This is a genomic window from Candidatus Babela massiliensis, assembly GCF_000513475.1.
Classification (GTDB): Bacteria; Babelota; Babeliae; order Babelales; family Babelaceae; genus Babela; species Babela massiliensis.
The window spans coordinates 549,581-575,176 of the sequence record NC_023003.1 but is presented as its reverse complement, the minus strand read 5'-3'; the positions used below and the strand labels follow the sequence as shown (position 1 = coordinate 575,176).

22 protein-coding genes are annotated in these 25,596 nt (G+C 27.5%); 14 read left to right on the top strand and 8 right to left on the bottom strand.

Annotated elements, in window-relative coordinates; genetic code table 11:
• The first annotated feature begins 32 nt into the window (after window positions 1-32).
• The 3 genes from BABL1_RS02650 to ftsZ are packed head-to-tail and all read left to right on the top strand — an operon-like array spanning window position 33 to window position 4,037.
• On the top strand, window positions 33-1,583 hold the full coding sequence (locus BABL1_RS02650) for a hypothetical protein (protein WP_023792039.1): 1,551 nt from the start codon (window positions 33-35) through the stop codon (window positions 1,581-1,583).
• Window positions 1,584-1,621: 38 nt separating this feature from the next.
• Window positions 1,622-2,857, top strand: coding sequence for a cell division protein FtsA (ftsA, locus tag BABL1_RS02645; protein ID WP_023792037.1), 1,236 nt, complete (start codon window positions 1,622-1,624; stop codon window positions 2,855-2,857).
• Window positions 2,858-2,882: 25 nt separating this feature from the next.
• A complete protein-coding gene (gene ftsZ / locus BABL1_RS02640; protein WP_023792034.1) occupies window positions 2,883-4,037 on the top strand; it encodes a cell division protein FtsZ in 1,155 nt (384 codons plus the stop codon).
• A gap of 66 nt (window positions 4,038-4,103) precedes the next feature.
• Here the strand turns inward: ftsZ and BABL1_RS02635 are convergent, their stop codons facing one another.
• From BABL1_RS02635 to orn, 4 genes are all read right to left on the bottom strand, one after another.
• A complete protein-coding gene (locus BABL1_RS02635; RefSeq protein WP_023792032.1) occupies window positions 4,104-4,952 on the bottom strand; it encodes a hypothetical protein in 849 nt (282 codons plus the stop codon).
• 91 nt (window positions 4,953-5,043) lie between these two features.
• Entirely contained in the window at window positions 5,044-5,985 is a 942-nt protein-coding gene (locus BABL1_RS02630; protein ID WP_023792029.1) for a DMT family transporter, read from the bottom strand.
• A 49-nt stretch (window positions 5,986-6,034) separates the two neighbouring features.
• Entirely contained in the window at window positions 6,035-7,399 is a 1,365-nt protein-coding gene (locus BABL1_RS05255; protein ID WP_023792027.1) for an ankyrin repeat domain-containing protein, read from the bottom strand.
• 357 nt (window positions 7,400-7,756) lie between these two features.
• Window positions 7,757-8,326 carry an oligoribonuclease gene (gene orn, locus BABL1_RS02620; protein ID WP_023792024.1) on the bottom strand — a complete coding sequence of 190 codons (570 nt, stop codon included), beginning with the start codon at window positions 8,324-8,326 and terminating at the stop codon, window positions 7,757-7,759.
• Between the two features lie 278 nt (window positions 8,327-8,604).
• Between orn and BABL1_RS02615 the strand changes: the two genes are divergently transcribed.
• The 6 genes from BABL1_RS02615 (at window position 8,605) to BABL1_RS02590 (ending at window position 14,063) form a co-directional block, all read left to right on the top strand.
• Window positions 8,605-9,171, top strand: coding sequence for a GNAT family N-acetyltransferase (locus BABL1_RS02615; RefSeq protein WP_023792021.1), 567 nt, complete (start codon window positions 8,605-8,607; stop codon window positions 9,169-9,171).
• A 178-nt stretch (window positions 9,172-9,349) separates the two neighbouring features.
• The gene (locus BABL1_RS02610; protein ID WP_023792018.1) at window positions 9,350-10,705 is read left to right on the top strand and encodes an ankyrin repeat domain-containing protein; all 1,356 of its coding nucleotides are present in this window, start codon (window positions 9,350-9,352) and stop codon (window positions 10,703-10,705) included.
• Between the two features lie 19 nt (window positions 10,706-10,724).
• Window positions 10,725-11,714 (top strand): ankyrin repeat domain-containing protein, encoded by a 990-nt coding sequence (locus BABL1_RS02605; RefSeq protein ID WP_023792016.1) that lies wholly within the window; start codon window positions 10,725-10,727, stop codon window positions 11,712-11,714.
• A 58-nt stretch (window positions 11,715-11,772) separates the two neighbouring features.
• Window positions 11,773-12,771, top strand: coding sequence for an ankyrin repeat domain-containing protein (locus tag BABL1_RS05435; RefSeq protein ID WP_023792013.1), 999 nt, complete (start codon window positions 11,773-11,775; stop codon window positions 12,769-12,771).
• 188 nt (window positions 12,772-12,959) lie between these two features.
• Entirely contained in the window at window positions 12,960-13,277 is a 318-nt protein-coding gene (locus tag BABL1_RS02595; RefSeq protein WP_044601165.1) for a hypothetical protein, read from the top strand.
• 24 nt (window positions 13,278-13,301) lie between these two features.
• Window positions 13,302-14,063 carry an RsmE family RNA methyltransferase gene (locus tag BABL1_RS02590; RefSeq protein WP_023792007.1) on the top strand — a complete coding sequence of 254 codons (762 nt, stop codon included), beginning with the start codon at window positions 13,302-13,304 and terminating at the stop codon, window positions 14,061-14,063.
• Here BABL1_RS02590 and tsaB read toward each other — a convergent pair whose 3' ends face one another.
• The 3 genes from tsaB to ruvX form a co-directional block, all read right to left on the bottom strand.
• A complete protein-coding gene (gene tsaB / locus BABL1_RS02585; protein ID WP_023792004.1) occupies window positions 14,064-14,738 on the bottom strand; it encodes a tRNA (adenosine(37)-N6)-threonylcarbamoyltransferase complex dimerization subunit type 1 TsaB in 675 nt (224 codons plus the stop codon).
• A 21-nt stretch (window positions 14,739-14,759) separates the two neighbouring features.
• Window positions 14,760-14,942 carry a hypothetical protein gene (locus BABL1_RS02580; RefSeq protein ID WP_023792001.1) on the bottom strand — a complete coding sequence of 61 codons (183 nt, stop codon included), beginning with the start codon at window positions 14,940-14,942 and terminating at the stop codon, window positions 14,760-14,762.
• An 83-nt stretch (window positions 14,943-15,025) separates the two neighbouring features.
• Window positions 15,026-15,433 (bottom strand): Holliday junction resolvase RuvX, encoded by a 408-nt coding sequence (gene ruvX, locus BABL1_RS02575; RefSeq protein WP_023791999.1) that lies wholly within the window; start codon window positions 15,431-15,433, stop codon window positions 15,026-15,028.
• A gap of 456 nt (window positions 15,434-15,889) precedes the next feature.
• On the opposite strand from ruvX, the gene thrS reads away from it, so the two are divergent.
• The 4 genes from thrS to BABL1_RS02555 all read left to right on the top strand — a co-directional run bounded on the left by thrS (window position 15,890) and on the right by BABL1_RS02555 (window position 22,005).
• The gene (gene thrS, locus BABL1_RS02570) at window positions 15,890-17,596 is read left to right on the top strand and encodes a threonine--tRNA ligase (protein ID WP_023791996.1); all 1,707 of its coding nucleotides are present in this window, start codon (window positions 15,890-15,892) and stop codon (window positions 17,594-17,596) included.
• A gap of 17 nt (window positions 17,597-17,613) precedes the next feature.
• On the top strand, window positions 17,614-18,954 hold the full coding sequence (locus BABL1_RS02565) for an alanine/glycine:cation symporter family protein (RefSeq protein ID WP_023791994.1): 1,341 nt from the start codon (window positions 17,614-17,616) through the stop codon (window positions 18,952-18,954).
• 283 nt (window positions 18,955-19,237) lie between these two features.
• Entirely contained in the window at window positions 19,238-19,591 is a 354-nt protein-coding gene (locus tag BABL1_RS02560) for a hypothetical protein (protein ID WP_023791992.1), read from the top strand.
• A 407-nt stretch (window positions 19,592-19,998) separates the two neighbouring features.
• Window positions 19,999-22,005, top strand: coding sequence for a sodium-translocating pyrophosphatase (locus BABL1_RS02555; RefSeq protein ID WP_023791990.1), 2,007 nt, complete (start codon window positions 19,999-20,001; stop codon window positions 22,003-22,005).
• 83 nt (window positions 22,006-22,088) lie between these two features.
• Here BABL1_RS02555 and BABL1_RS02550 read toward each other — a convergent pair whose 3' ends face one another.
• Window positions 22,089-22,586, bottom strand: coding sequence for a thioredoxin family protein (locus BABL1_RS02550; protein ID WP_023791987.1), 498 nt, complete (start codon window positions 22,584-22,586; stop codon window positions 22,089-22,091).
• A gap of 469 nt (window positions 22,587-23,055) precedes the next feature.
• On the opposite strand from BABL1_RS02550, the gene BABL1_RS02545 reads away from it, so the two are divergent.
• Window positions 23,056-25,536, top strand: a complete 2,481-nt coding sequence (locus tag BABL1_RS02545) for an AAA family ATPase (RefSeq protein ID WP_023791984.1) — start codon at window positions 23,056-23,058, stop codon at window positions 25,534-25,536.
• The last annotated feature ends 60 nt before the right edge of the window (window positions 25,537-25,596 follow it).

Genomic DNA, 25,596 nt, shown 5'->3' with positions numbered 1-25,596 from the left:
ATTAAGCAAATATTAAGAAAGGCTTTTGAAGCATGTTAAAAAAAATTTATCTCAAGACAGTTATATTTTTGTATAACTGTCTTATAGTACATAATGTTTTATGCTTATTTGTCCCAGATCTGAATTATTCCAGAACCATTTATAAAGAATTAAGCTTGCCTTATTACGTACAATTTACTCCACATCAAGATCAAGCAGGACAATATTCTTTTTGGGTTTCAAATAATCCTTATGGTTCTCCTTGTTCTTGTTCTAAAGGATATATTGCAAAATTTAAGTATGATCCTGATAGCTTTGGATTCTCTTTTAAAGAAAAAATTAAAGCCCCTAATGTCTTAGGTTTAGCTCCATTGCCTTATTATGATTATGTTTATGCTGGTAATAAATCTTTTCCGGCTATTTCCAAAAATGGCAAGTTTTTAGTAGAAGCAACAGTTGATTGTCAGTATATACTTTATAACTATTGTCTATTCTTTTGTGATAGTGCTTGTTATTTTAAAAATAAAGAACTCAATTACTATAGTTTAACTTATAAACCAAGTAACGTAAGATTTAGTCCTTTTAAATTTAAAAATAATGGCATTAAATACCAGTTATTGGCAGTTCCAGTTTCTTTTCCAAGTAACACGGGGCAGGTCTTGATCTTTCGATATCCTATAAGTGGACCAAATATACATCAGATTTTGTCCCCTATTATTACTTTAACTGATGGTATAAGCATGCCCGTTGATGCTGAATTTTCTTGCTTTGCTTCATCTGATGGTTCTTATTTGCTTGTGGTGACCAATGCTAATTCTGGATGTACTTCAGTTTATAAAGTCAATATTAGTAATCCATCTAATATCTCTATAAATTATTATTGCTCTATTAATATAGGAAAAACTCAGCAATATTTTTCTGCTTTATCAAATAAAAGATACTTGGCTCTAGATTTAGTTGAGATGTCTGGATGCAACTTATATGCCTATTACATAGATCAATATTTTGATATTACTCCTTTAAATGATGGTTGTCCTTATAAAACAGACATGTTTCCTAAAGTTCTTTCTTGGTCGCCTGATGGACGGGCTTTAGTTGTTCCTAATTATATAAGTAATAATTTAACTATATATCGTGCAAACACATGTGATTTAAAAGTAGAGCTATGCCCTAAAAATGTTGTTCAATATGCTGGCTGTGATACGGTATTAACTGCAAAGGTTTATAATGGAGTTCCTCCATATACTTTCTACTTTTCTAATGGAGTTGTTATAGATCAAGAATCAGATACATGTTCTATTACTGTTTCACCATTAACTACTACCATATATAATGTAACTGTGGTTGATGCTAATAACTGTATAACCGGTAAAGCAAATCCAGTAACTGTACAAGTAGCAAGACCTGTAATACAAAAGATAGTTCCAGATTGTTCAAAAGGCACAAAAATTTTTGGGCAAATTTTAGATCCTCAAGGAGAGGCAGTTGTTAGTAGTAAGATGAATATATTTATCAATAATAAAATTATAACAAACGTTAAATCTAATATGTTAGGATATTTTACCCTATATATTTCAACTGAAGAATTGGTATTAAATAAATAAGTAAAAATAAATTTTTATTGAGCAGGGGGTTTGAGCCTATGAAAAAAAAGTTAATTGATGATAATATTTTAGTTGCTTTAGATATTGGAACTACTAAAATATGTGTTTTAGTTGCTCAAAAAAATCAAGATAATAATCTTGATATAATAGGAGTTGGTCATGTTCCTTCATTAGGACTTTCAAGAGGTGTTATAGTTGATATTAGCCAAGCAGTAGAATCTATTAAATTAGCTATCAAAGAAGCTGAATTAATGAGTGGAGCAAAAATTAAAGCAGCTAATGTTGGAATATCGGGTGCTCATATACAGTCAATAAATTCTAGTGGGACAACGCTTATTAGAAAAAATAGAGTAACATCTCAAGATATTAATAATGCTCTTAATTGTGCAAAAACTATAGTTATTCCTGATGGACAACAAATTTTACATATTTTACCTCAGTATTTTATAATAGATTCTGATCAAAAGGTTTCAGATCCTATGGGTATGTTTGGCATAAAATTAGAAGTTAAGACCCATATAATAACTGGATCTATTGGGTCTGTACAAAATATTATCAAATGTTGTGAATTAGCGGGCATTAGAGTTTTAGATATAGTATTAGAACAACTTGCCTCTGCTCAAGCTGTACTTTCACAAGATGAACAATTTTTAGGGGCAGGAGTACTTGATATTGGTGGAGGAACTTCTGATTTTGCTATATATCAGAATAAAGCGGTAAAATATACAAAAGTACTTTCAATAGCTGGTAATCATATTACAAAAGATATAGCTCTATGTTTAAGAACTACTATAAAAGATGCAGAACGTATAAAATGTAGTTTTGGAAGTTCTATTCTCAATGAAGATCAAATTCAAACGTGTCAAGTGGAATTAGCGCAAGGTAATGCTGTAAAATCTATTTCATCTTTGGAGTTAACCACTATCATAGAGCCACGTGTTAAAGAATTGCTATTAATGTTACATCATGAAATTTACTCACAACGCTTAAAACATTTAATGCCTGCAGGTCTTGTTTTAACAGGCGGGGGATCTCTACTCAAGAATTTTAAAGAAACTGCAAAGGAAATTTTAGATATGCCGGTTAGACTTGGATATCCTAGTGTAAGTAATAAATCTAAAGAGATGCTTAATAGTCCTATATATGCAACAGGTTATGGGTTATTACTTGACATGTTGAAGAAAAAAGAGGAAGACTCTATAAATCATTTAAGTTCTCCATGGGTAAATCGTATTTTTTCACGAATGAAATCATGGGTTACAGATCTTTTTTAATAAAATAATTAATCAGGAGATAAAGATGATAGAATTCGATTTAGAAGATGTAAAGCAAAAGATTGCGCCTCAATCACGTATTAAAGTTCTAGGAATTGGCGGAGGTGGAGGCAATATGGTTAATAGTATGATTGAATCCGGGTTTGAGAATGTATCCTTTATAGTAGCAAACACCGATGCTCAAGCTCTTAAGATATCAAAAGCTAATCATAAGGTGCAACTGGGTGTTAAATCAACCAGAGGATTAGGAGCTGGTGCAAACCCTGAAGTTGGCCGCAAATCAGCTGAAGAAGATTTAGATTTGATTATCGATAATTTAAAGGATTCAGACATAGTATTTTTAACAGCAGGTCTTGGAGGCGGGACTGGTTCCGGAGCGCTGCCAGTTATAGCAAAAGCATTAAGAGATAAAGATATTTTAACTGTAGCTGTTGTAACTAAGCCATTTTCTTTTGAAGGTAAAAGAAGAATGAGAATAGCACAAGAATCTTTAGATCTTTTGAAAAAAGAAGTAGATACTATTATAGTTTTGCAGAATCAAAAACTAATAGATACTATGGAGCCTAATGTTTCTCTTATTCAAGCATTTTCTAAAGCAAATGAAGTACTTAGTCAATTCATTAGAGCTATATCTGATATTATAAATAAGCATGGCCAAATTAATGTAGATTTTGCTGATATAAAATCGATTATGAAGCAGAAGGGTTTTGCTTTAATTGGCATAGGACATGCGTCTGGTATTGACCGGGCAATAAAAGCTGCAACTCAAGCGATATCATCTCCTTTGCTTGAAAATGTAGAGTTATCAAGAGCAAAAGGTCTTTTATTTAATATTACTGGACCTTCAGATTTGGGGCTTCATGAATTAAGTCAAGCAGCATCTTTGGTTTACAAAAAAGCGCATGATGATGCCAATATAGTAGTTGGCTCAGTTATAGATGACAATCTAAATGAAGAGGTCTTTGTAACTGTTATTGCTACAGGTTTTTCCGATGCTGAGACTGAAAATACTTTAGATACTTTGAATAAGTCATCTAATAAGATAGAGCATGAATTTAGTAAGAATTTTGATTATAGTTTTGATAATAATACCTCTAAAAAACCAGATATCAAGATAGATTTAGAAGATCTTGATATTCCTACAGTTATGCGTAAAGTAATAAAAGAAAGCCAATTTTAGATAAGGGAATTTAAATTCCCTTATCTCTTTAAATTAAATTTATAATTATTCTATAATATTTCAATCTTATTCGATGTCTGAATTAAAAATTTTATCAATTTTATCTATGAAAAACATGTTTTCTTTAATTTTTAAATGATTAGTATATAGTTTATTATTTAATGTCGATAGTTGATTTTTTAATAAATTTATATGATTTTTCTTTAAGTTAAGTTTATTTTGTTTTTTGGTTATTATATTTTTATATTTATTAATAAGTCTGATTATAATTTTTTTTTGTTCTTCGTTGTTTTCCGTTTGAATTTTTTTATGTAAATTATTTAGCCTGTTTTTGTATTTTTCTGTTGCTAGTTCTTGATCTTGTAAGTTGAAAATATTATCTAAAATGGTATTCTTTTTGTTTATAATTTTTATCATTAGATTGGCTTTTTTTACTGATAACTCTAATTGATTTGATTTGGTAGTCCAAGTTTGGCTTATTTTGTCAACATCTTTACCTATATTTTCTATAAATACTTCTAGTTCTTTTATATATTCAGGATATATATTTTTTATTATGCTATATTTATGAAATTCATGACAGAATCCATTTAATCTTGATATTATATTGTTGCAAGCGGGTTTGTTTTTTGTTTGTTTTTGAAATAACTCGGTCGATAGGAATTGTTTTTCATTAACTAATTCCTGTATAATCAAGTCACTTTCTTCTAAATCTTCTTTAATATTTTGTTTAAGTTCTGATAAGTAATTTTTACGATTTTTTAATATAAATACGGACTCAAATATTGCACCGCGAGTTGCTTGATCATCTTGATTAATTTCTTTGATATTTTTATTTTCTACTGCGCATTGTATTAGGGTACAAATGTTAAATATTGAAAAGATTAAATTTATCTTAATTAAATTTAAAAACATTTTTATTGCCTGGATAAGTTGTTTTAAAAATAAACTATACTTTATAATTACTAAATTAATAAATATATTATGTTCAGGTAAATAGAATTGCTTATTTTTTTTCCTCGGCTCTTGAAAATATAATTAATCCTGTAAAAGTTACTATACATGATAATAAAAATTTAATTGATAAGTTTTCATCAAGAAAAAGAAAGCCATACAAATGAACCAGTAACGGAACAGAAAAACTAGTAAGAGAAACATATAAGGCACTGTGTCTTTTAAGTAGATTTGCATATAGATTATAAGCAATTACATTGCCTATAATTATCGTATATAAAATAAAAAATATTAATATAGAGTACGGGCCTAAATGATGAAGTAGAGATTTAAAGAACGAGTATTTAAATATATGTAAGTTATTATTTAATATAGGAATTATGTTTGTTTGCTTAGATATAAAAGCGATATTTAGAGATATTATACCACTTAATAGCATAGTAATAGCATTGAGTTGAACTGGTTGATATATATTTTTTTTTAATAATTTTTGAGCAGTCATCCATCCAAAACGAGTAATTGTGATTGAAATTATTATAACTAATTCTGGTCTAGATAATAAAAAGTGATTTAATTTAGTGTTATCGTAATTTAAAATAATAGAGCCTAATAGGCCTATAAAAATACCAACTATCTTTTTGTAATTTAATTTTTCATTTAACATAAAATAAGCAAATACGGCTGTTATAAAAGGATCTAACGCTCCAAAGAATGCCATTTTTGATGACGAGATATTTTTTAAACTGTAAGCTTTTAAAATTGATGGTATAAACGTAGTAGTTAATGTTATTATTATTAAAGAGCTTAAATTTTTTTTGATATTATTCCAGCTTATTCTGATTTGAGGATTTGTAAAAGTATATAAAAGTAATATTAAACCTGCTGAAAACATTCTGATTCCTACCAGTAAAGTAGGAGCCATGCTATAAAGCAATATTTTATTAGCAGAGATGGCGCTAGCCAGTAATGCAAAAGTTAATAAGGTAAAAAACATAATTTATAATTTTTGGGTAATTTTTATTATACTATCAATATATTATTAATTAGTATAGTTGACATGACTTAGTTGCCTTTTTTTTATATAATTTAAATAACTTTAATATTTTTTCTTTTTTGCTTGGCAATGCCATTTCTTGAGCAGTTTGACCACGAATATTTTGGATATCGATTGCGGCATTATGGCTCAATAGTATATTTATTACTTCATCATATCCCTTATGTACTGCAATCATTAGAGGAGTTATTCCATTATTATTAGTATCATTTACATTTGCTCCATGTCTTATTAAAGTCTCTACCAAGGCACTATTACCCTGATTAGTAGCTATTATAAGTGGAGTAGATCCTAAATTTGCTTTTGCATTAACATTTGCGCTTGAATTTATTAGTTGCATTACCATGTCTTGATTATTTTTTTGAACTGCAATCATTAGAGGGGTTAATCCATTATTATTAGTATCATTAACTTTTGCGCCGTTTCTGATTAAAGTTTCTACTATTTCTCTATCTCCTTGATCCGTTGCTATTATAAGAGGTGTAATTCCTAAATTAGATTTTGTATTAACATTTGCGCCTGCGTTAATTAGTTGGATGACAGTTTCATGACTACTTTTTTGAATTGCTCTCATCAAGGGAGTTATCCCTAAATTATTTTTGATGTTAACATTTGCATTATGATTTATCAGAAGTGTGACTATATTTTGATTAGGTATTGCTAGAATCAATGCTGTATCACCTTCATTATCTTGAGCATTAATTTTAATATTATTTTTAATTAATAGCTCTACCAGTTCAGCATTTGATTGACATACTGCATACATCAGAATTGTAATGCCATTAATATCTTTTATATCTATTTCTGCTTCATAAGCTATTAACAATTTTGCTAATTTTATGAATTTATCATTTGCTAATAATGCTAATAATAGAGGAACTTTCTCCTTTTTCTTATTTTCTTTTTTGTATTCAACAAGTAAATTAGGATTAGCGCCAGCAATAATCAATTGAGCTGCTTTTTTTTCATCTTCTTCATGACTCAATTGAGAATCATACGTTTTATTAAATATTTTTTCTAATTCTTTATTTAATTTGTATGTATTTTTATATTTTTCGTATATATTTTTAGAAAATTTTTCTTTTGCTATATTTTTAAACATTCTTATAATATCTTCTTTCAGAGCATAAAATTTTCTGTTAATCAACCCAATTGAAGATAAAAATTCTTTTAATCCCTTTAGAGGGCAGTAAATAGTGTTTTGATAGTATATTTGAGGTTTAATTATTTGAAAAAGGATATGTAATTGTAATTCTGCTGGTAAATTACTTAAATAATCTTGATTTAAATACATAGAATTAACGCATGTAAAATTTATTAATAACAAGATCAAAATTATTATATTTTTTTTCACTTTTTATCACCCTTGTTAAATTAATAAATTGAAATTTAATAAATATATAATTATTTAATAAAGCTCTTTTTGTCAATTAATCTAAATATATAATATGTTTTTTATCTAAATCAATAATTATATTGCTTATATAGAGCAATTATTTTAAAATTAAGCATAAAATTATATTGAGGTATTATTTTAGTATACAGAAGAGAATTGATTTAAGATTTATTTACATAATAAGCTTAATTAATAACTAAATTTTGGTTAAACCATTTTAATCCTTATTTTTTAGTTATTAAAAGTATAACAAATTTTTATATTTAAGTCTTTGTTAATAGGTATTTTCTTAAATTATATTTAAGATATCTAATTTTAATCAAGCGGTGGCAAGAAAAAGTAAGTCCTATAATGTTTCAGCTCTTCTACTGAATATATTATATCTTCAAGAGCTCTATGACCGTCAGGTTTGACAAAATTACTCTTGGAACTATTTGGATACCATCTGTTTACTAACTCTTTGATTGAACTTACATCTATTATTCTATAGTTTAGAAATTCATCTAAGTTTTTCATATACTTTCTTATAAAATTCCTATCTTGCCAGACTGAATTTCCACATAAAACAGAGCCCTCTGGAACAGTATATTCTTTTAAAAAATCTAAAGTTTTCAATTCTGCTTCTTCTATAGTTATAGTAGACTGCTTGACTGCTTCTACTAATCCTGAAGCAGTATGATGTTTAATGCACCATGATGACATTTGTTCAAGTATTTCATTTTTTTGATTAATAACTAGGGCAGGTCCTTTTGCAAGGATATCTAATTCATTATTAGTTACCAGTGTGGCTATCTCCAAAATAACGTCTTTTTCAATATCTAAACCCGTCATTTCTAGATCTATCCATACTAAATTATAATTATATCTTGATTTATATTTACTCATTATTTTCCCCATTAACTTATAGTAAGTGTAGATTTTTTAATTTATTGTATACAATTTATATAAATATGACTTTATTGGCAATATTATTGTTTAGTTCAAAATGTCTATTTATTTAAATATAACTTCATTAAAAATTCAAATACAAATATTGACAATATTTTTAATCTTCCTATACTTAATTATGAAATATTCATAGATTTTAGTTATAAGTTACATTTAAAATAACTATGTTTAATTGTTTAATTTATAAATAAAGAATTTTTAAGGCGGATTTAATAATGGTTAAATTAAAATTCATTAGGTATAAAATTTTATTATTGTGTTTATTTGGGGTTCTTTCATTTGCTGCTTTTTATCATAAAGTTTCTAAAAGTTGTAGTGAAACCGGTGTTTATGATTATAATGCAGAAATGGATAAAGAATTCATTGTAAACATGTTTAAGAATCATTGGTATTGGCTTGTTTCTGGAACTTCTAATGATTTTTCACCAGAATATATGTTAGAAAATAGAGCCATTGCAAATAGGCCTGAAAGTAAAGGTACTTTAGAGATTAAAGTCTATCATGTAGAAAGTAAACCGGTAGGATTTATTGCATATTTTATGAAAAGGTTTCATCAGGGATACATTTTATTTTTAGCAGTCGATGAAAATTATAGGAATAAAGGATATGCCAAAGAGTTAATGAATTATGCTATTGAAGATCTTAAAAACCATGGTGCCTATTTAATTAATTTAGTAACACGGACAAGTAACGTATCTGCCAGAAGTGTATATAAGAAAACTGGATTTGAACAGATAGAGGACGATGGACAATTTGTCCGTTATAGAAAGATTCTTAATTAAGCTCTTTTTGTAAAAATTTTTGTTAATTCAATATTTATGTTTATAGATTTTTAATTTATTGGATTTTAATTTATAAAATTTAAAAATCAAAATATAAATAATTTTAGTTATTTTAGTGTTTCTAAATTTATTAATAATTTATGTTAATTTATAGTTTGTATAATTAAGCAGGTATGTCATGAGAAAGAATTTTTTATATATTATTTTAGTTATTTTTAGTTATCCTATTTTATCAATGCAGCACTTTTCAGAGGTCATTGTTTCTAAAGAATTTGAAAACGTCTGTCAGTTCTTTATTATTCGTTCTGGAAATGAATCTCGTAATTTAAAAATATTTCTTGGTAAATTAGATTTGCAGTGTCAAATTGATAACAATTTTAAGAGTTATTTATCTACGGATCAAGGACAAGAGTTTCTTTCAAGGATTATTTATCAAAGATGTTTTGAACGTGCAAGTTTTCAAATAGTCTTGCAGCAATTTTGGGTATATCTTGATAAGTTAAAATGTAATCCTTCACTATATAAAAGTGTAGTATTATCTTTTTTATATTATTTTGAGAAAGAAAAAATAAATATATCTGGTTTATATGATAATGCAGGACAATATCTATTAATTCATTTGATCAAAACATGCAATTTAGAGGGATTAAAAATGCTGATCAAAAAACTTGATGTTAATATTGTAGATGATCAAGAAGATACTCCTTTAATTTGGGCTATACGTCTTTGTATTCCTAATGACGGACTAAAAATTAGGCCAAGTTTTAAGGAATTAGTAGATAGTATTATATGTGACCCTTGTAGTAAAGAGGTATTAAAATTTATTTTAAATCAAGAGAATTTAAATATTAATCAAAAAAATGTAAATGGAGACACTGCTTTGATAAAAGCGATACTGCAAGAGAATGAAGAGCTTGTCCGTATGCTTATTAATCGTGGAGCTGATATAAATATACAAAATAACACTGGTAATAGTCCATTAATTATAGCAGTAGATAATGGTTATATATCAATATCTCAAATGCTTCTTCAACATGGAGCTGACATAAATATGCAAAATAGAGACGGTGATACAGCTTTGATAAAGGCGGTAACTCACGGTTATAAGGAGCTAGTAGATATACTTATTGCTAATAAATCGAATGTTAACATGCAAAATAACACTGGTAATAGTCCATTAATTATAGCAGTAGATAATGGTTATACATCAATATCTCAAATGCTTCTTCAACATGGAGCTGCCGTAAATATGCAAAATAGAGATGGTGATACAGCTTTGATAAAAGCGATAACTCACGGTTATAAGGAGCTAGTAGATATACTTATTGCTAATAAATCTAATGTTAATATGCAAAATAATATTGGTGATAGTCCATTAGTTATAGCTATAAATAAAGGTTTTACCTCGATAGCTCAAGCCCTTGTTGAGAATGGGGGGGATATTTATCTTGAGAATAAAAGTGGAGAATGTGCTTTAACTTTAGCAGATCAATTTGGTAATGAAAATATAATTGAGATGATAGAATCCGTTTAAGTGGATTAGGATTAGAAAAATGAAAAGAAATTTAATAATAAGTCTTATTTTGTGCTTGTTAAGTTTTAATATAGTTTCCATGATACATAAGGATCAGGGTAAAACCCGAGACTTAATTGTATTTTTGGGAGAAAAAAATAAAACAGATTTAAATCAGTTAATTGATGATTTAATATATGTTTCTCAATATAATGCTGATCTTCTTAATTTTATAAGTCATTCTCAAGGTAAATTATTTATTGTTGATTTAGTGATATCTAAATTAATTAAAATAAATTCTGATGATACTGTTGATCTCAAGGGGCAAAAATGTATCAAAATTATTGTTTTTTTATCGAGCCTTAATAATAAAAATATTAAAGAATTCTTTAATAATTTGTTTTATGTATGTCAAAAATCTTCTGACTTTAATAAATTTCTTAATCCTTCTTATTTTAAATTAGTGATTCCTGTTATTAATAAATATTTGAATTGCTCAAATCAGGATTTAACTTTAATAGCAGATTTATTGTTTGATTGTGATTATTTCTTAGATATTAATGTTGAATTATCTAAATTTATTTTCAAATATTTTATTAATTATTTAAAAAACAAAGAATTTAAAACCGATCAAATATTGATTGAAATGGTCAAACGCGGCAACTTGAAATTATTGCGACGATTTATAAATTATTTTGACGTTAATGTTCAAGATGATTTTGGAGATACTGCTTTAATATGGGCAGTGCGTCTTAGTGCTTATGAGAAAGAAAAATATATTCGTATGTTAAAAATTCTTATTCATTATGAAGCAAATGTTAATTTAGAGAATAAATATGGATATACACCTTTAAGTTTATCTATTATTCATGATTATGAGCATTTAGTTGATTTTTTTCTTAAAGAAAGTAAAAAGATTATAGAATTTGACTCTAAAAATAAAAATTATCTTGTATTGGCAGAGAAAAACAATAATCAAAATATATTAAATAGTTTAAAAAAATATTTAAATTTTTTTTATAAATTATAAATATATTTTAACAAACATAATTCTCATTTATCGATACATTAATTAAGGAAATTATCTTATGAAAAAAGCTATTATAGCAATTATCTTGAGTGCTCTTACTTTGAACTTGCGTGCAATGGAACACCCTCAAGTTAATCAAAAGAATTATAAAGAGTTAGTTGAAATTAAAACTTTATCTGAAATATCCGTTCAAGTTAAGCCTAATTTATCTGAAGCAATAATATATTTTATAGATGAATTATATAGATCTCTACAAAGTAGACCTAAGTTACAAGGTTGTATTAAACAAGTAGAATCACAAAAGTATATTATGATGTTATTATTCAATACTTATTTATCTAAGATTGACGATAATAATAAAATTATGGATTTATTGATTGATTTTATAAATTGTAGAATTGATCAATCGTTAAAACATAATAATATTTTATATAGTATAGGATTACATTCTTTTATGTTTTTCTTTAAGCAAAAAAATATTGATGTAAATGATCTTAAAATTCTTAATCAAAGTTTGTTGTCATATATAATTTCTTCAGATAATATTTTTGCTTTAAGAGTTTTTAGCTCTATCTTAAGAAAATCTGTAAAGATTAAAGAAGGATATCAGTTTTATTTAGATGTTAATATTAACGATGAAGATGGTTATACTCCCTTAATTTGGCTAGCAAGATTATCTGCTTTAATTCATAACGATAAAAAATCGCAATATTATAATATCAAAGAAATGGCGAAGATTCTTATCCTCAAAGGAGCTAATATTGATGCTCAAAATGTTAATGGCAATACAGCTTTGATGTGCGCAGTCATGAACGATAACATGGAATTAGTTGAATTATTACTTAAAAATGGGGCTAATATTAATGTTCAAAATGTTAATGGTAATACAGCTTTAATGTGTGCAGCTGTCAATGATAATATTGAATTAATTGAGTTATTACTTAAAAATGGAGCTAATATTAATGCTCAAAATGTTAATGGTAATACAGTATTTGCATATGCATTTAATAATGAAAGAATAAAACAATTATTACTTGAACGTTCTACTCAAAATTAACAATAATATTTTTATAGATATATAAATTAAAGTATTATATTTTATCTTATATTTAACTTCTATTGCTTGAAATTATTTTTATACATTTGTTAATTTATATTAAATAGATTGATATTTTAAAAGTTGCTATAATATGCTTATAGACTTTTTATATTGATTAACCAGAAATAATTAGTAGGAATATAATGATGAATAAAAAGATATTTGTATCTATTTGTGCCTTAGGGTTTGTTCTTTTTTATAATTTTTCTATTGAATGTAAGTCAAGAGATGTGAACGAGAAGACTTGTTTAGAACATAGAATTAAAGAATCAAAAGAATCTAAAATTGATAGTTTTTTTGATCCTAATATAGACGAAGATATAAAAATAGAGAATGCTTTTGAAAACCCTTCTATGTTTAAAGTATGGATACGTGAAATAGGAATTGGGTTGCTATGCAAATATTATAATGTCAAAGGTTGGTGTAAAAAAAGCTTTGGAAAAATTTTTAGTTTTGTGAAGTAAGTTTTTGTTATACTTTTAATAAAGATGAATTTAAATAAACACCAATTTGCTTTATATACAGAAGTCGTAGGATATATTGTTAAATATAGATCTTGTTTTGATATACATGAGATCGATGATCCAATAATTTTATATCGTGTATCTAATATTTTAAGGCTTGAAAAGGGTGATCAGATTATATTCTTTGATTCTAATTATAATATAAAGTGTTCTATTATATCGGTTATTACAAAGAAAAAGATAGTTGTCGAATTGCTCAGTATTAATCATAATCAACCTTTAAATCCTAAAATAACTTGGCTTTTGCCTTTACTGAAAAAAGAAGCATTTGAATCAGCATTATATTTATTAACTCAAATGGGTGTTCAGGATATTCAACCATTAATTACAGAAAAAACTTATAAGTTAATTAATATAGAAAAAGATAGTTTAAGAAATAAAAAAATAATGATATCAGCAGCTGAGCAGTCTAAACAGTTTATATTGCCAAACATTTTGCCGGTAATGCCATTTGATCTGTACTTTATAAGTAAAATAGATAAGCCTAAGGTTCTAAATATCTTTTTTGATGCATCCGGTGATCCTCTTTCTAAAGTAATAGATCATATAAGATTAGAAAGTCCTAATGAATTATTAGTCTTAGTAGGTCCTGAAGGAGATTTAACCTATGAAGAAAAAATGAAGTTAATAGAGCACGAATTTAAGTTTTCAGCTTTAACTAAAACTATTTTACGTACTCAAGAAGCCATAGCTGTAAGTTTAGGAGCGTTACGCTCCTTATTATAATTATTTTGATATACTGTTTATACTGTCTTTGAGATATACTGGAAGCAATTCAAAGACAGTATTTTGTGTCTTATAACTTTTAATAGCTTCCTGAGATATTGTTTCAATTGAAGCTGATTCTATATTTGGATTTAATATATCTGCTTTATTATCAAATATACTCTTAATCTCTTTTTGATATAAATTCGCTCCATTTCCAATAAATACCAAAGATTCTTGAGTAAATCGGTCTTTGATTTGATTCAATAATGTTGTGTAATTTTGACATCCTGTTTCGTATTGACCTTGATATTGAAATGCGTAATAAAGATCTTGACCATAGGCATTTAATAATGCAATAGTTAACTTATTTTCTTTATTTTGATATTGGTTTAGCAAAGCATTAAGGCCATTAATTCCTATTAATGGCACTTGAGAAGCAAAGTTTAATCCATTAAGGGTTGCTAAAACAACTCTTAATGTAGTAAAAGGTGCAGGTCCTTGATTCGCTGCTATAAATGCTAGATCGTGAAAGTGAATATTATTTTTATTTAAAATATCACTTAATGTGTTTAGTAAATATTTGTTTATATCTTTATTTACTATAGTCTCTTTAGTAATAATATCTTTATTATCATTAAATAAGCCTATTTCTACATCTTTATATTGAGTATTTAATGTTAAAAAATATACCATGCTTATTAATTATTTAATTATTTAATTATTTTTATTATTATGTTTTTGTTGTTGGCAAAAGATGCTAAATGCATCAAATTCTATAATTTTTTCTTTACGTGCAATTATTTTACCACAATTTAAACACTTCCATCCATCAAAATTTAAAAAATGATCAAAAAATGATTGAGATACCATTAATCCCGAGCATTTTGTACACTTCATACTACTCTCCTTTAAAGCGACAAATCTGTACTACTATTTGAAACTTTAAAGGAGACATTCGATTTTTGTCAACAAAATTTAAACTAGATTCTGGAACTTAAAAAGGAGAGGTAAGAATCAAGTATAAATGCAGCTGCTATTGCGTGTGATTTGAGCTTTTCGTCCTTTGTCTTTGCAGGTTTTAGTGCAGCTGCTCTTTTGCTGCTCAATCTTTCGTCCCATAAAACAAATTTTATTTCAGGAAATTTTTTTTCAACTTGAGATTTCCAATTGAGAACTTTTAATGTTTGTTCGCTTTCAGTTCCTCTTAAAGTTTTAGGATATCCTATGACTATTTCTTTTATATTTTCTTTTTCAATAAAATTTGATAAAAATTCTTCAATGTCATTAATATTTACTGTAGTATTAGGTTTAGCAAATATAAGTGAGGTATCAGATAATGCTATTCCTACCCATTGATCTCCTAAATCTAAAGCCATAATTTTAGGCATAATATCCTCCCTCTTTAAAATAGTAGAAATAATTAAATTTATGTTAATATTAACATAAATTTGATACAAATGCTTATATTATTTATTGACTTTTTTAGTTAAAGTATGTTTTCATTGCAGAAAATTTTATTTTTTGATAAAATTTAAAGACAATAATAATAATTAAAACTAAGTTAAGGGCAAGCTAATGAACAAAGCAAGCGACCTGATAAATTCTCTAAATATTTTTAATTTTTTCTCTAATTTTTCTAATACTTTATTTTCTTTCTCTTCCTCTTGTACAACTTTTTGTACAATTTCTTGTTGTAAAACTACTGGGGCTTAAGCCCATCTTAAAAAATTTTTAATTTATCTATTTTTAATCAATAATTAATATTTTTCAAAAAATATAAATTGCTTATTTTGTTGGCATTTTATATAAATATTTTACTTATAAACTGTTTAGGAGTCATGATTATGGAATCAAAAGAAGACTTAAAGGTTTTGCGCCATTCAGCGGCCCATTTATTGGCGCATGCTCTCTCTGAATTATATCCTGAAGTTAAATTAACTATAGGTCCAGCCACAGAAGAAGGGTTTTTTTATGATATTATTTTGCCAAATAATTTAAAAGAAGAAGATCTTGATATTATAGAAAAAAGAATGCATGAAATATCTGATTTGGATTATAAAATTGAACATAAAGAAATCTCAAAGCAAGAAGCACGAGAACTTTATAAAAATAATCCTTTCAAATTAGAATTGATAGATAATATACCAGGAGATTATGTAGGACTTTCTGTTCAAGGAGACTTTAAAGATCTATGTCGCGGTGGTCATGTTTTGTCTACTGGCGAAATTAAATACTTTAAATTAACAGGTCTTTCTGGTTCTTATTGGCGCGCGTCTAGAGAAAATCAGGCGTTACAAAGAGTACATGGTACGGCATTTTTTACAAAAGAAGATTTTGATAATTACGAGAAAAGAATAGAAGAAGCTTTAAGATATGATCATAGAAGATTATCTAAGCAACTTGATCTTTTTTCTTTTAATCAAGAAGCCGTTGGATTTCCATTTTTCCATCCTAAAGGTAAAGCTGTTTTAAATGTCCTTATTAATTATATGCGTAAATTGCATTACTATAATAATTATAAAGAGATTTCTACTCCAACTTTATTAAATGACGAATTATGGCATCGATCGGGACATTATGCACATTATAAAGAAAATATGTACTTTACCTGTGTTGATGAAGCATCTTATGCTATAAAGCCTATGAATTGTCCTGGTTCTTTTTTAATATTTAAAACAAGACCTCGTTCTTATAAAGAACTACCTTTAAAATTGGCTGAATTTGGTCATGTTCATAGACATGAGCTTTCTGGTGTTCTTCATGGTCTTTTAAGAGTACGTGCTTTTACTCAAGATGATGCTCATATATATTGTACTTTAGAGCAAATTGAGCAAGAAGTTTTAACTATACTTAATATAGCTTTTGATGTTCTTAAAAAATGTGAATTTGCAGATATTAATCTTGCTCTTTCAACTAAGCCCGAAAAAGCGATGGGTGATGATAATATTTGGCAAAATGCGACTAATTCTTTAAAAAATGCTTTAGATAAATTAGGATATCCATATGCAATAAAAGAAGGAGAAGGGGCGTTTTATGGACCTAAGATAGAGATAGTTATTAAAGATTCTATGGGACGTCAATGGCAGTGTGGAACTGTTCAACTTGACTTTTTTCAAGCTGAGAATTTTGATCTTAAGTACGTTGCGTCAAGTGGCGGGTTTGAGCGTCCTGTTATTATTCACCAAGCCATATATGGTTCTTTAGAGAGATTTTTTGCTATATTGCTTGAACATTACAAGGGAAATCTACCGTTCTGGCTAGCGCCTATACAGTTGAGCATTTTAACTATTACAGATCAGCAAAAAGATTATGCTCAAAAAGTTAAAAATGTTATAGAGCGAGAAAGAATAAGATTTGAAATAGATGAATCTTCTGACCCTATTAATGCGAAGATTAAATCAGCACAGACTGAGAAAATACCTTTGATGTTAATACTTGGTAAAAAAGAAGAAGAAAATAACTCGGTTAGTATAAGATATCAAAATGGTAAACAAGAATTTAATGTATCATTAGAGTTACTTGTTGAAAAACTTAGAATTTTAAATCAATAATTTATTAAAGGAAAAAAATGCAAGAACGAATTTGCTATTATGTTAAATTGTTAAATAATTTGATATGGGACCCTATAGTTGTATTATTTGTAATAGTTGGAGTGGTTTCTACTATTGCTTTAAGATTTGTACAGTTCCGGTATTTTTTTAAATCGTGGCAGCTAGTTTTAGCTCCTCAAGAGAAAAAGAAGGAAGGGGATAAAGAAGATTCCTTAAGCCCTTTTCAGGCTTTTGTTAATGCTTTAAGTACAAGTATTGGTAATGGCAGTTTAGCGGGTATGGCAACTGCTGTTCATGAAGGAGGACCTGGTGCTGTATTTTGGATATTTGTTTTAGGTATTTTTGCTTTACCAATAAGATTTTGTGAAGTGTATTTAAGTAGTGCTTATAGTGATTCAGGTGCTAGTGTTACAACCGGTGGTCCTATGGCTTATTTAAAGAAAGTTCCAGGAGGATTTATACTACCTGCTTTTTATGCGATTTTTTGTTTATTACTTTCTTTTGCAGCTGGTGATGCTGTACAGGTTAACTCTATAACATGTGGTTTAAAAAGTATTATTAATATTGACTCTTATATTATAGCAGCTTTATTATTTGCTTTTGTTGCTTATATAATGTTAGGAGGAGCTGCTCGTATTATTAAATTTTCAATGGCATTAGTTCCTTTTAAAGTAGTTATATTTTTTGTCTCAACATTGCTTTTGTTAATTTATCATAGTTCAGCCTTAATTGAGGCTTTTAGAATTATAGTTATCAGTGCATTTGAACCTCAAGCAATAAAAGGTGCTATTTTAGGAACTACTATGCAAAGTGCTATAAGATATGGTCTTTCACGATCTGTAAATGCGTCTGAAGCAGGTCTAGGTATAGCAGCTGTCTTTTTTGGGTCAGCTGGAAATAAAAATCCTGTTGAAAATGGTATAATGTCTATGGTTTCTGCATTTATTAGTAATTACTTGGTTTGTTTTGTACTTGCCTTGATAGTAGTGTTAACCGGTGTATGGAACCATGAAGCAACTGGAATTGCGTTGACTTCTGAGGCTTTTGCTACATTTTATGGTAGTTTTGCAAATTGGTTAATTACATTATTATCTATAATATTTGGTATGAGTGTATTAGTAGGATATGCATACATTGGGCGCGAATGCTGGAGTTATTTAACTAAAGGAAGATATCTTTGGGTTTATTCTATACTTTACTCTGTTCTTGCGTTTTTCTCATCTATTGCTAAAGTTCAACTTGTTTGGGACTCTATAGATTTAGTAAATGCTGGTTTAATAGCAATAAATTTATATGGTATTTTATATTTGATGCCTAAAATTAGAAAAGCTATTGTTGAATATGGAAATGCTAGATAAATTTTAATTTTTATTTTGTAATAGCTAACCTATAAGGTTAGCTATTTTAGTTTTTGGTCTTATATCTTATTTTAGAAAAATTTAGAAGTAAAAATTAACAATTATATTTTTATTAATTCTCATTTTAATATTTTTATCAAATATAGAACTATGAAAGATATTTTTGTTTTGTTAATTAAGTCTATAAGTTAAGTACAATTTTTTATTGATTTTTTGATAATTAAATTATTATTCTAATTTATGAAGATAGTAATTTATTGATTTAATACCCAAATAGGATATTATGTTATTTTCTTATAAACATATAAAGTTTTGTATAAAGATGTATACTATTTTGTTCTTATTTAACTTGAATCTTGTAGCTATGACAATTTCTGTATCTCTTGAAGAAAATAAGTCTAAAATATTAGTTCAAGCTATTTCTGATAATGATGTACAAACTGTAAAAAATATTTTAGATTCCGGAATTTTAGATATTCCTAGAGAAACTCTTAAAGAATCTATCTTATTGGCTGCTATTAACGGAAATTGTACTATATTCGAGTTGCTAGAGAATGTAGTTCCTAGGCAAACTCATCGTCAAGCTTATGAGATTTTAAAAGTAAGATGTCCTAATTTTAGAACAGAAAATTCTTAAATCCTCATGCTCAAGATAAAGAGAATAAAAGAATATAAATATATTACCTGTATTAAATTTCCTTTATTAAATCAAATAGAAGATATTATTGAAAGTAAAAGAAGAGAGTAAAAATTTATATGTTGAAGCTTTTAGATGATTCTGATAATGATGAAGTTTGAATAAGTTAATATAAAACTATTTGATATAAAATTGAGATCGTTGTAAATACGATCTTTTTTTATGATCTTTAATTTATTAAATAAAATTTTTCATTCAAAGATCTTACTATTACATTTTAAGTGCTTAAATGTAGTTAAATTAATTTAAAAAAATTAAAGTCTTGGCAAAAGTTGATAATAATGAGATAATTCAGAATTATTGGTTTACAATTTAAAACACATAATCATAATTTTAGGAGTATTTATATGTTATCACTAACTATTTTTACTATAGTTGCTATTCTGGCAACGATAGTTGGTATATCTATAATTAGTTTTTTATTCTATAAAATTTATAAGCTTCCGATTGATAATGATAAAGCACGATCAATTGCAAAAGCTATAAAGCTTGGAGCTATGACTTTTTTAAAAGAAGAATATAAAACTATGGCATTGGCAGTATTACCAGTAGCAGGAGCGCTTTATTATTTTGCAGGTCAATATGCTGCTATATTTTTTCTCCTAGGAGCGTTATTATCGCTTCTTTGTGGTTTTATTGGAATGACAGCAGCGACAGATGCTAATGTTAGAACAACTATAGCTGCTAAAAATCATGGAGAGCACCAGGCATTCTTAGTTGCTTTTTTTGGTGGTGGAGTAATGGGCTTTGCAGTTGCTTCTTTTGGTATATTAGGAATAGCGACTATATTATATCTATTTTTTGACAAACCAGATTTGGTATTTATTTTATCTAATTTTGGATTTGGAGCTTCTTTTGTTGCATTTTTTGCTCGTGTTGGTGGAGGTATTTATACTAAATCAGCAGATGTTGGCGCTGATCTTGTTGGAAAAGTAGAAGAAAATATACCTGAAGATGATCCAAGAAATCCTGCAGTTATTGCTGATAATGTTGGTGATTGTGTAGGTGATACAGCTGGCATGGGAGCAGATATATTCGAATCCTATGTAGGCGCTATGATAGCTTCTATTGCATTAGCAACAACACGATATAATTCTAATTTTATTTATTTAATTTTACCTGCAGTTCTATCAATTTTGGGATTATTTGGATCTTTAATTGGTCTAGTTTCTAATATTGTTATAAATGCAGAGCCTGCTTTAATGTTAAGAAATGCTACTTATATAGCTATTTTAGCATTTGGTTTTATGTCATTTGTATATATGAGACTGATGGGTATAGGTGGTTACTTTATTTCAGGGGATTTATTTTTTTCAGTTATTATTGGCTGTTTAGCGGGTATTGTAATCGGAATGGTAACAGAATATTATACAGGTAGCACTCCGGTTAAGAATCTTGCTAAGATTTCTCGTTCTGGAGCAGCAACTAATATAATTTATGGCCTTTCTATAGGGATGGAATCTACTGCTCTACCTGTACTGATCTTAGCTCTTGGAATTTGGTTATCTTATGTTTATGGCGGTGGTTTATTTGGAGTATCTTTAGCGGCTGTTTCTATGCTTGCAACTGTTGGTATTACTATGACTGTAGATGCTTATGGACCGATTGCTGATAATGCTGGTGGAATAGCTGAAATGGCAGGACTAGGAAAACCTGTACGTGATATTACTGATAAATTAGATGCTTTAGGAAATACTACTGCGGCTATAGGTAAAGGATTTGCAATAGGATCAGCATTACTTGCTGCTTTAGGTATGTTTGCTGCTTATAGTGAACAAGCAAATATTATTACTTTAGATTTATTGAAGGTAGAAGTTTTAGTTGGAATATTTATTGGTGGAGTTATGCCATTTATTATTTCTTCTATGACAATGAGATCAGTAGGATCTGCTGCTCTTGAAATGGTACTTGAAGTAAGAAGACAGTTTAGGGAAATCCCTGGTATTTTAGAAGGAACTGCTGAACCTGATTATAAGCGTTGCATTGAAATAAGTACTCGAGCAGCTTTAAAGGAAATGCTAATACCTGGTATTTTAACTGTAGCATTACCGGTTATTATATATTTTAGTCCGCTTGGTAAATATGGTTTAGGAGGACTATTAGTAGGTTCTACTGTAGTGGGTGTTCTTCTTGCTTTAATGATGGCTAATGGCGGTGGAGCATGGGATAATGCAAAAAAATATATAGAAGCTGGTAAATTAGAGGGAGAAGGAAAGGGTTCTACTGCTCATAAAGCAGCTATTATTGGTGATACAGTAGGAGATCCTTTTAAAGATACATCTGGTCCTGCTTTAAATATTTTAATAAAGCTTATGTCTATAGTTGCTTTGTTATTAGTAACTTTTTTTAAGTAATTAGTATTTTTTTAAATTAAAAATAAAAAACTAAATATATGAAATATTTAGTTTTTTATTTGTCTCTAATTATCGAGCTTTGATTATTTTGAGTGTGTTTTTATTTTGTCTGTAAGCTCTTGTTCCCCCATCGCCCCTCTTTCTATTGCAACCTGTTTGCCATCTTTTATAAAGACAACAGTAGGCACAGCTTGAACTTTATGTTCAGTAAGTAATGGTTTCAATTCTTCTTTATCTATATTAATTGCAAAGAATCCTGCTTTATCTAAGTTTTCTTTGGCAACTTTGTCAAAAGTTTCAGCAAATTGGTTACAGGCGCCACACCAATCAGCATAAAATTTAATGATTTGAAGACCTGGATAATCTTTTATTTCATCATAATGTTTTTTATTTTCAATTTCTGTGTAATTTTTTTTACTATTTTCTTTCATAGGAGTCTTTTTGTTTTCAGGTTTATTATTTTTCTTTTGAACTACAGCTTTTTTTGCAGGTCTTTTTCTTACAGTTTTTTCTGCCATTAAATCTGATGACAACGTAAACATTAGTATTGGTATAAAAAATATTAAATTTTTTAAATTCATATGTTATTCCCCCTCTTTTTATAATATTATAGTTACTCTTTTAGAATTTAGCATATGAGATGAAGGTAAAGTCAAGATAACAGATAATAGTTATGATATTTTGAAAACAGAATTGAACAAAGAAAAAATAGTTAGTTTTATATATGAGTTTCTGCTTTACAGAGTGGCTTTATGATTTTATGATATAACAAATACTAAAAAGAGAAATTGAGTGCTACTTATCTTGTTAGTGCTTTTGGGGTATATAAAATTTATAATCAGTCTACTTTATAGCAAATTAATTTTATTTCAGACTTTTATTGATAATTTTTAATATTTTGAGCATTAAATTAAAAATTACTTTTGTATTATAATTGTTTTTTTATTTATAATATATTGCATTTTTTTAAATATTTGATATATTCAGTTATATAATTAATTTTGTTTTAAAAAGTTTTTAATGAATATTTTGCAAAAGAGGTGCAGGATTATGATTTTAAATAAATCAAGAATAAGTAAATTAAGTAAAATTATTTTTTCTATGTTTCTAGGAATAACTTTGCATGGCCCTTCTATGCAGGTTTGTAAGGAGAATCCTCAAAGTATAGTATATGACATAAGGCAATGTGAGGTTGCTCAGCAGGAAGATGGAAGTTCATGTGGATATCATGCATTTTATAATGCATTAGTTATTTCTAGGTCTATTAAAGATAAAAGTTTAAATAATTTATTGCATGATAGAGAAGTTATAAATAGTTTTTTTGGTTCTTCAGAAAGTGAATGGGTAAAGCATGTTATATTAAAAAGAGCAAAAACTTTAGCTAAATATTACATTACAGATCATTTATTGAAATCTTTAAAGCATATGGAAATTTTATCTAATGAAATAGAAATTGATCAAAATTGTTACAAGCTTAATCTTAGTGAAAATTATATTAGATTAAAGAATTTTGGAAATTCTTCTGAATGTATTTTAAGTTATTTAGATAAGAAAAGAGAAATGTTTTGTAATGTAATTAGTAATGTTGCACAAAGTCTTGCTGATAATATTATAGAAGAGGCAAATTACTCTTATAATATAAAAACTACGCTATCTTACCTTTTTGGCAATGTTAAGTCATATTTTTCTGATCGTTCTTCTCGATTTCCAAAATACTTTTATGATGTGAAGTCCGATTCTATTGCTGAAGCTTTTAAAATAGAATTTATTCGCAGAGGTATGTCTGAAGAAGATGCATGTAAGATGATTACACGAATATCCAAGTATGTTATAGAATTTACTGATGTATGTTTTGAAATTATTGCTGATTATCAAATTAAAGATTTGAAAACAAATGAAACTTATGTTATAGATTGGGTGCATAGAACAGATAAAGATTTTATTAAATTACATGATATAAATCACATGTCTTCTGTAGAAAATACTGGTCATTGGCTTTCAAGTGAAGAAATAGACTCTATAATGCAATTAGAGAAAGAGAAGAAATCAGATTTTTCTCAAGATATAAATGTTTACTGTCTTGAAAGAGATATTGAACAATTGTTTGAATGTGATAATAATTTAATGGAAGCTAGAAGTAATTTTAAGGATAAGAATTATGAAGGAACTTCTGCTTTTTTAATTTACTCTGATTCTGAAAAGCATTGGTTTACTTGTGTAGTTACTAAAAATAATGGTGAAGATTTCCCTAAATTTATCTTTGCCGATTCTCTTGGGAAAAATCGCATAGAATCAAGAGAATCTCTTGAATTCATTAGGTTATTGTTATTATCAGAAGAAGTATCTGAGCAAGATGAAGTCTCTGAGAATAATTCAGAATATATTTCAAGCTTTGATGAGCAAGATTTGCCTGGTTTAGATTTATTGTTAGAAGGCAATAATCTTATAAATATAAATGTTATTATAGAGCAACTAAAGTCTAAAAAATTAGAGACAACTAGAGGTTTGATATTACATGGACCTCCAAATACAGGTAAATTTACTACTGCTTGTCTTATGAAAGTTTTATCTGGTTGGAATTTATTAGCAGTAGAAGCAGAAGATTTTTTTAATGAAGCTAAACATCCTGATAGGAAAGAATATTATAATTTTATTAAAGAATTTTTTAATAAACTTCAGAATTTTGGACCTACTATAATATTTATACATAATATTTCTAAAGATTTGGTCAACAAAGAAAGTATTTCTAGCAATTTATTGGCGATTTTTCTAAGAGAGCTAAAAATTTATAATAACAAGAATTTAACATTTCTTATATTAAGTACTTATTATGATGAATTAGCTCAAGATGGAGTGTTTGAAAGTTTTGTTTTGCCGATTAAGTTTACTTTGCCTAATTATTTTCAACGAAGTGCCATATTTTCATATTATATAAAGAAATACTGTAATGAAGAAAATTGTCAGACTTTATTAGAAAGTAGTTGGTTTAAAAGTCTGGAAAAAACCGCAACTTCTTTTTATAATCCGATAACGAAAGGTGATCATAATCTTTTATCAACTTCAGCTGGTTTTAGTCCTCTTGATTTAAAAGAGATTTCTAAAAAAGCAGTTGTTGGGTTAAGTAAAAATATTAGTAATGTAACAAATTCTTCATTTTGGAGTACTTATAAAAATACCTTTAATTTTAGCAAAAGCACACTACTTTCAGGTACTAAAGTAGTCCTTTTACCATTAGATTTATCAATGCATTTAGGTATTTATTATTTAAGATCTAGTAATCTAGAGCATGCTTTGTTAAAATTTTGCGAAATTCAAAGAGAACAGATAAGTAACATTAATAGATTTTATTTAAATGAAGATAGTATTATTCCAGATCCTGCCAAAAAGGTTTTTTGTTTTTTATTTAATGTAGCTTCAGATACAGCTAAGAAAAAAGCAGAAGAAAAATGTGAGCAAGTAACTAAAGCTGTTTGGGACTGGACAGAGATTAAGTTTCATAATTGGTTATCTAACAATATAAAATTTAGCTAAACTTTTGAATTTACTAATTCAGTAGAGCAATATATTAATTAGCATTGTTAATAGGCAAGA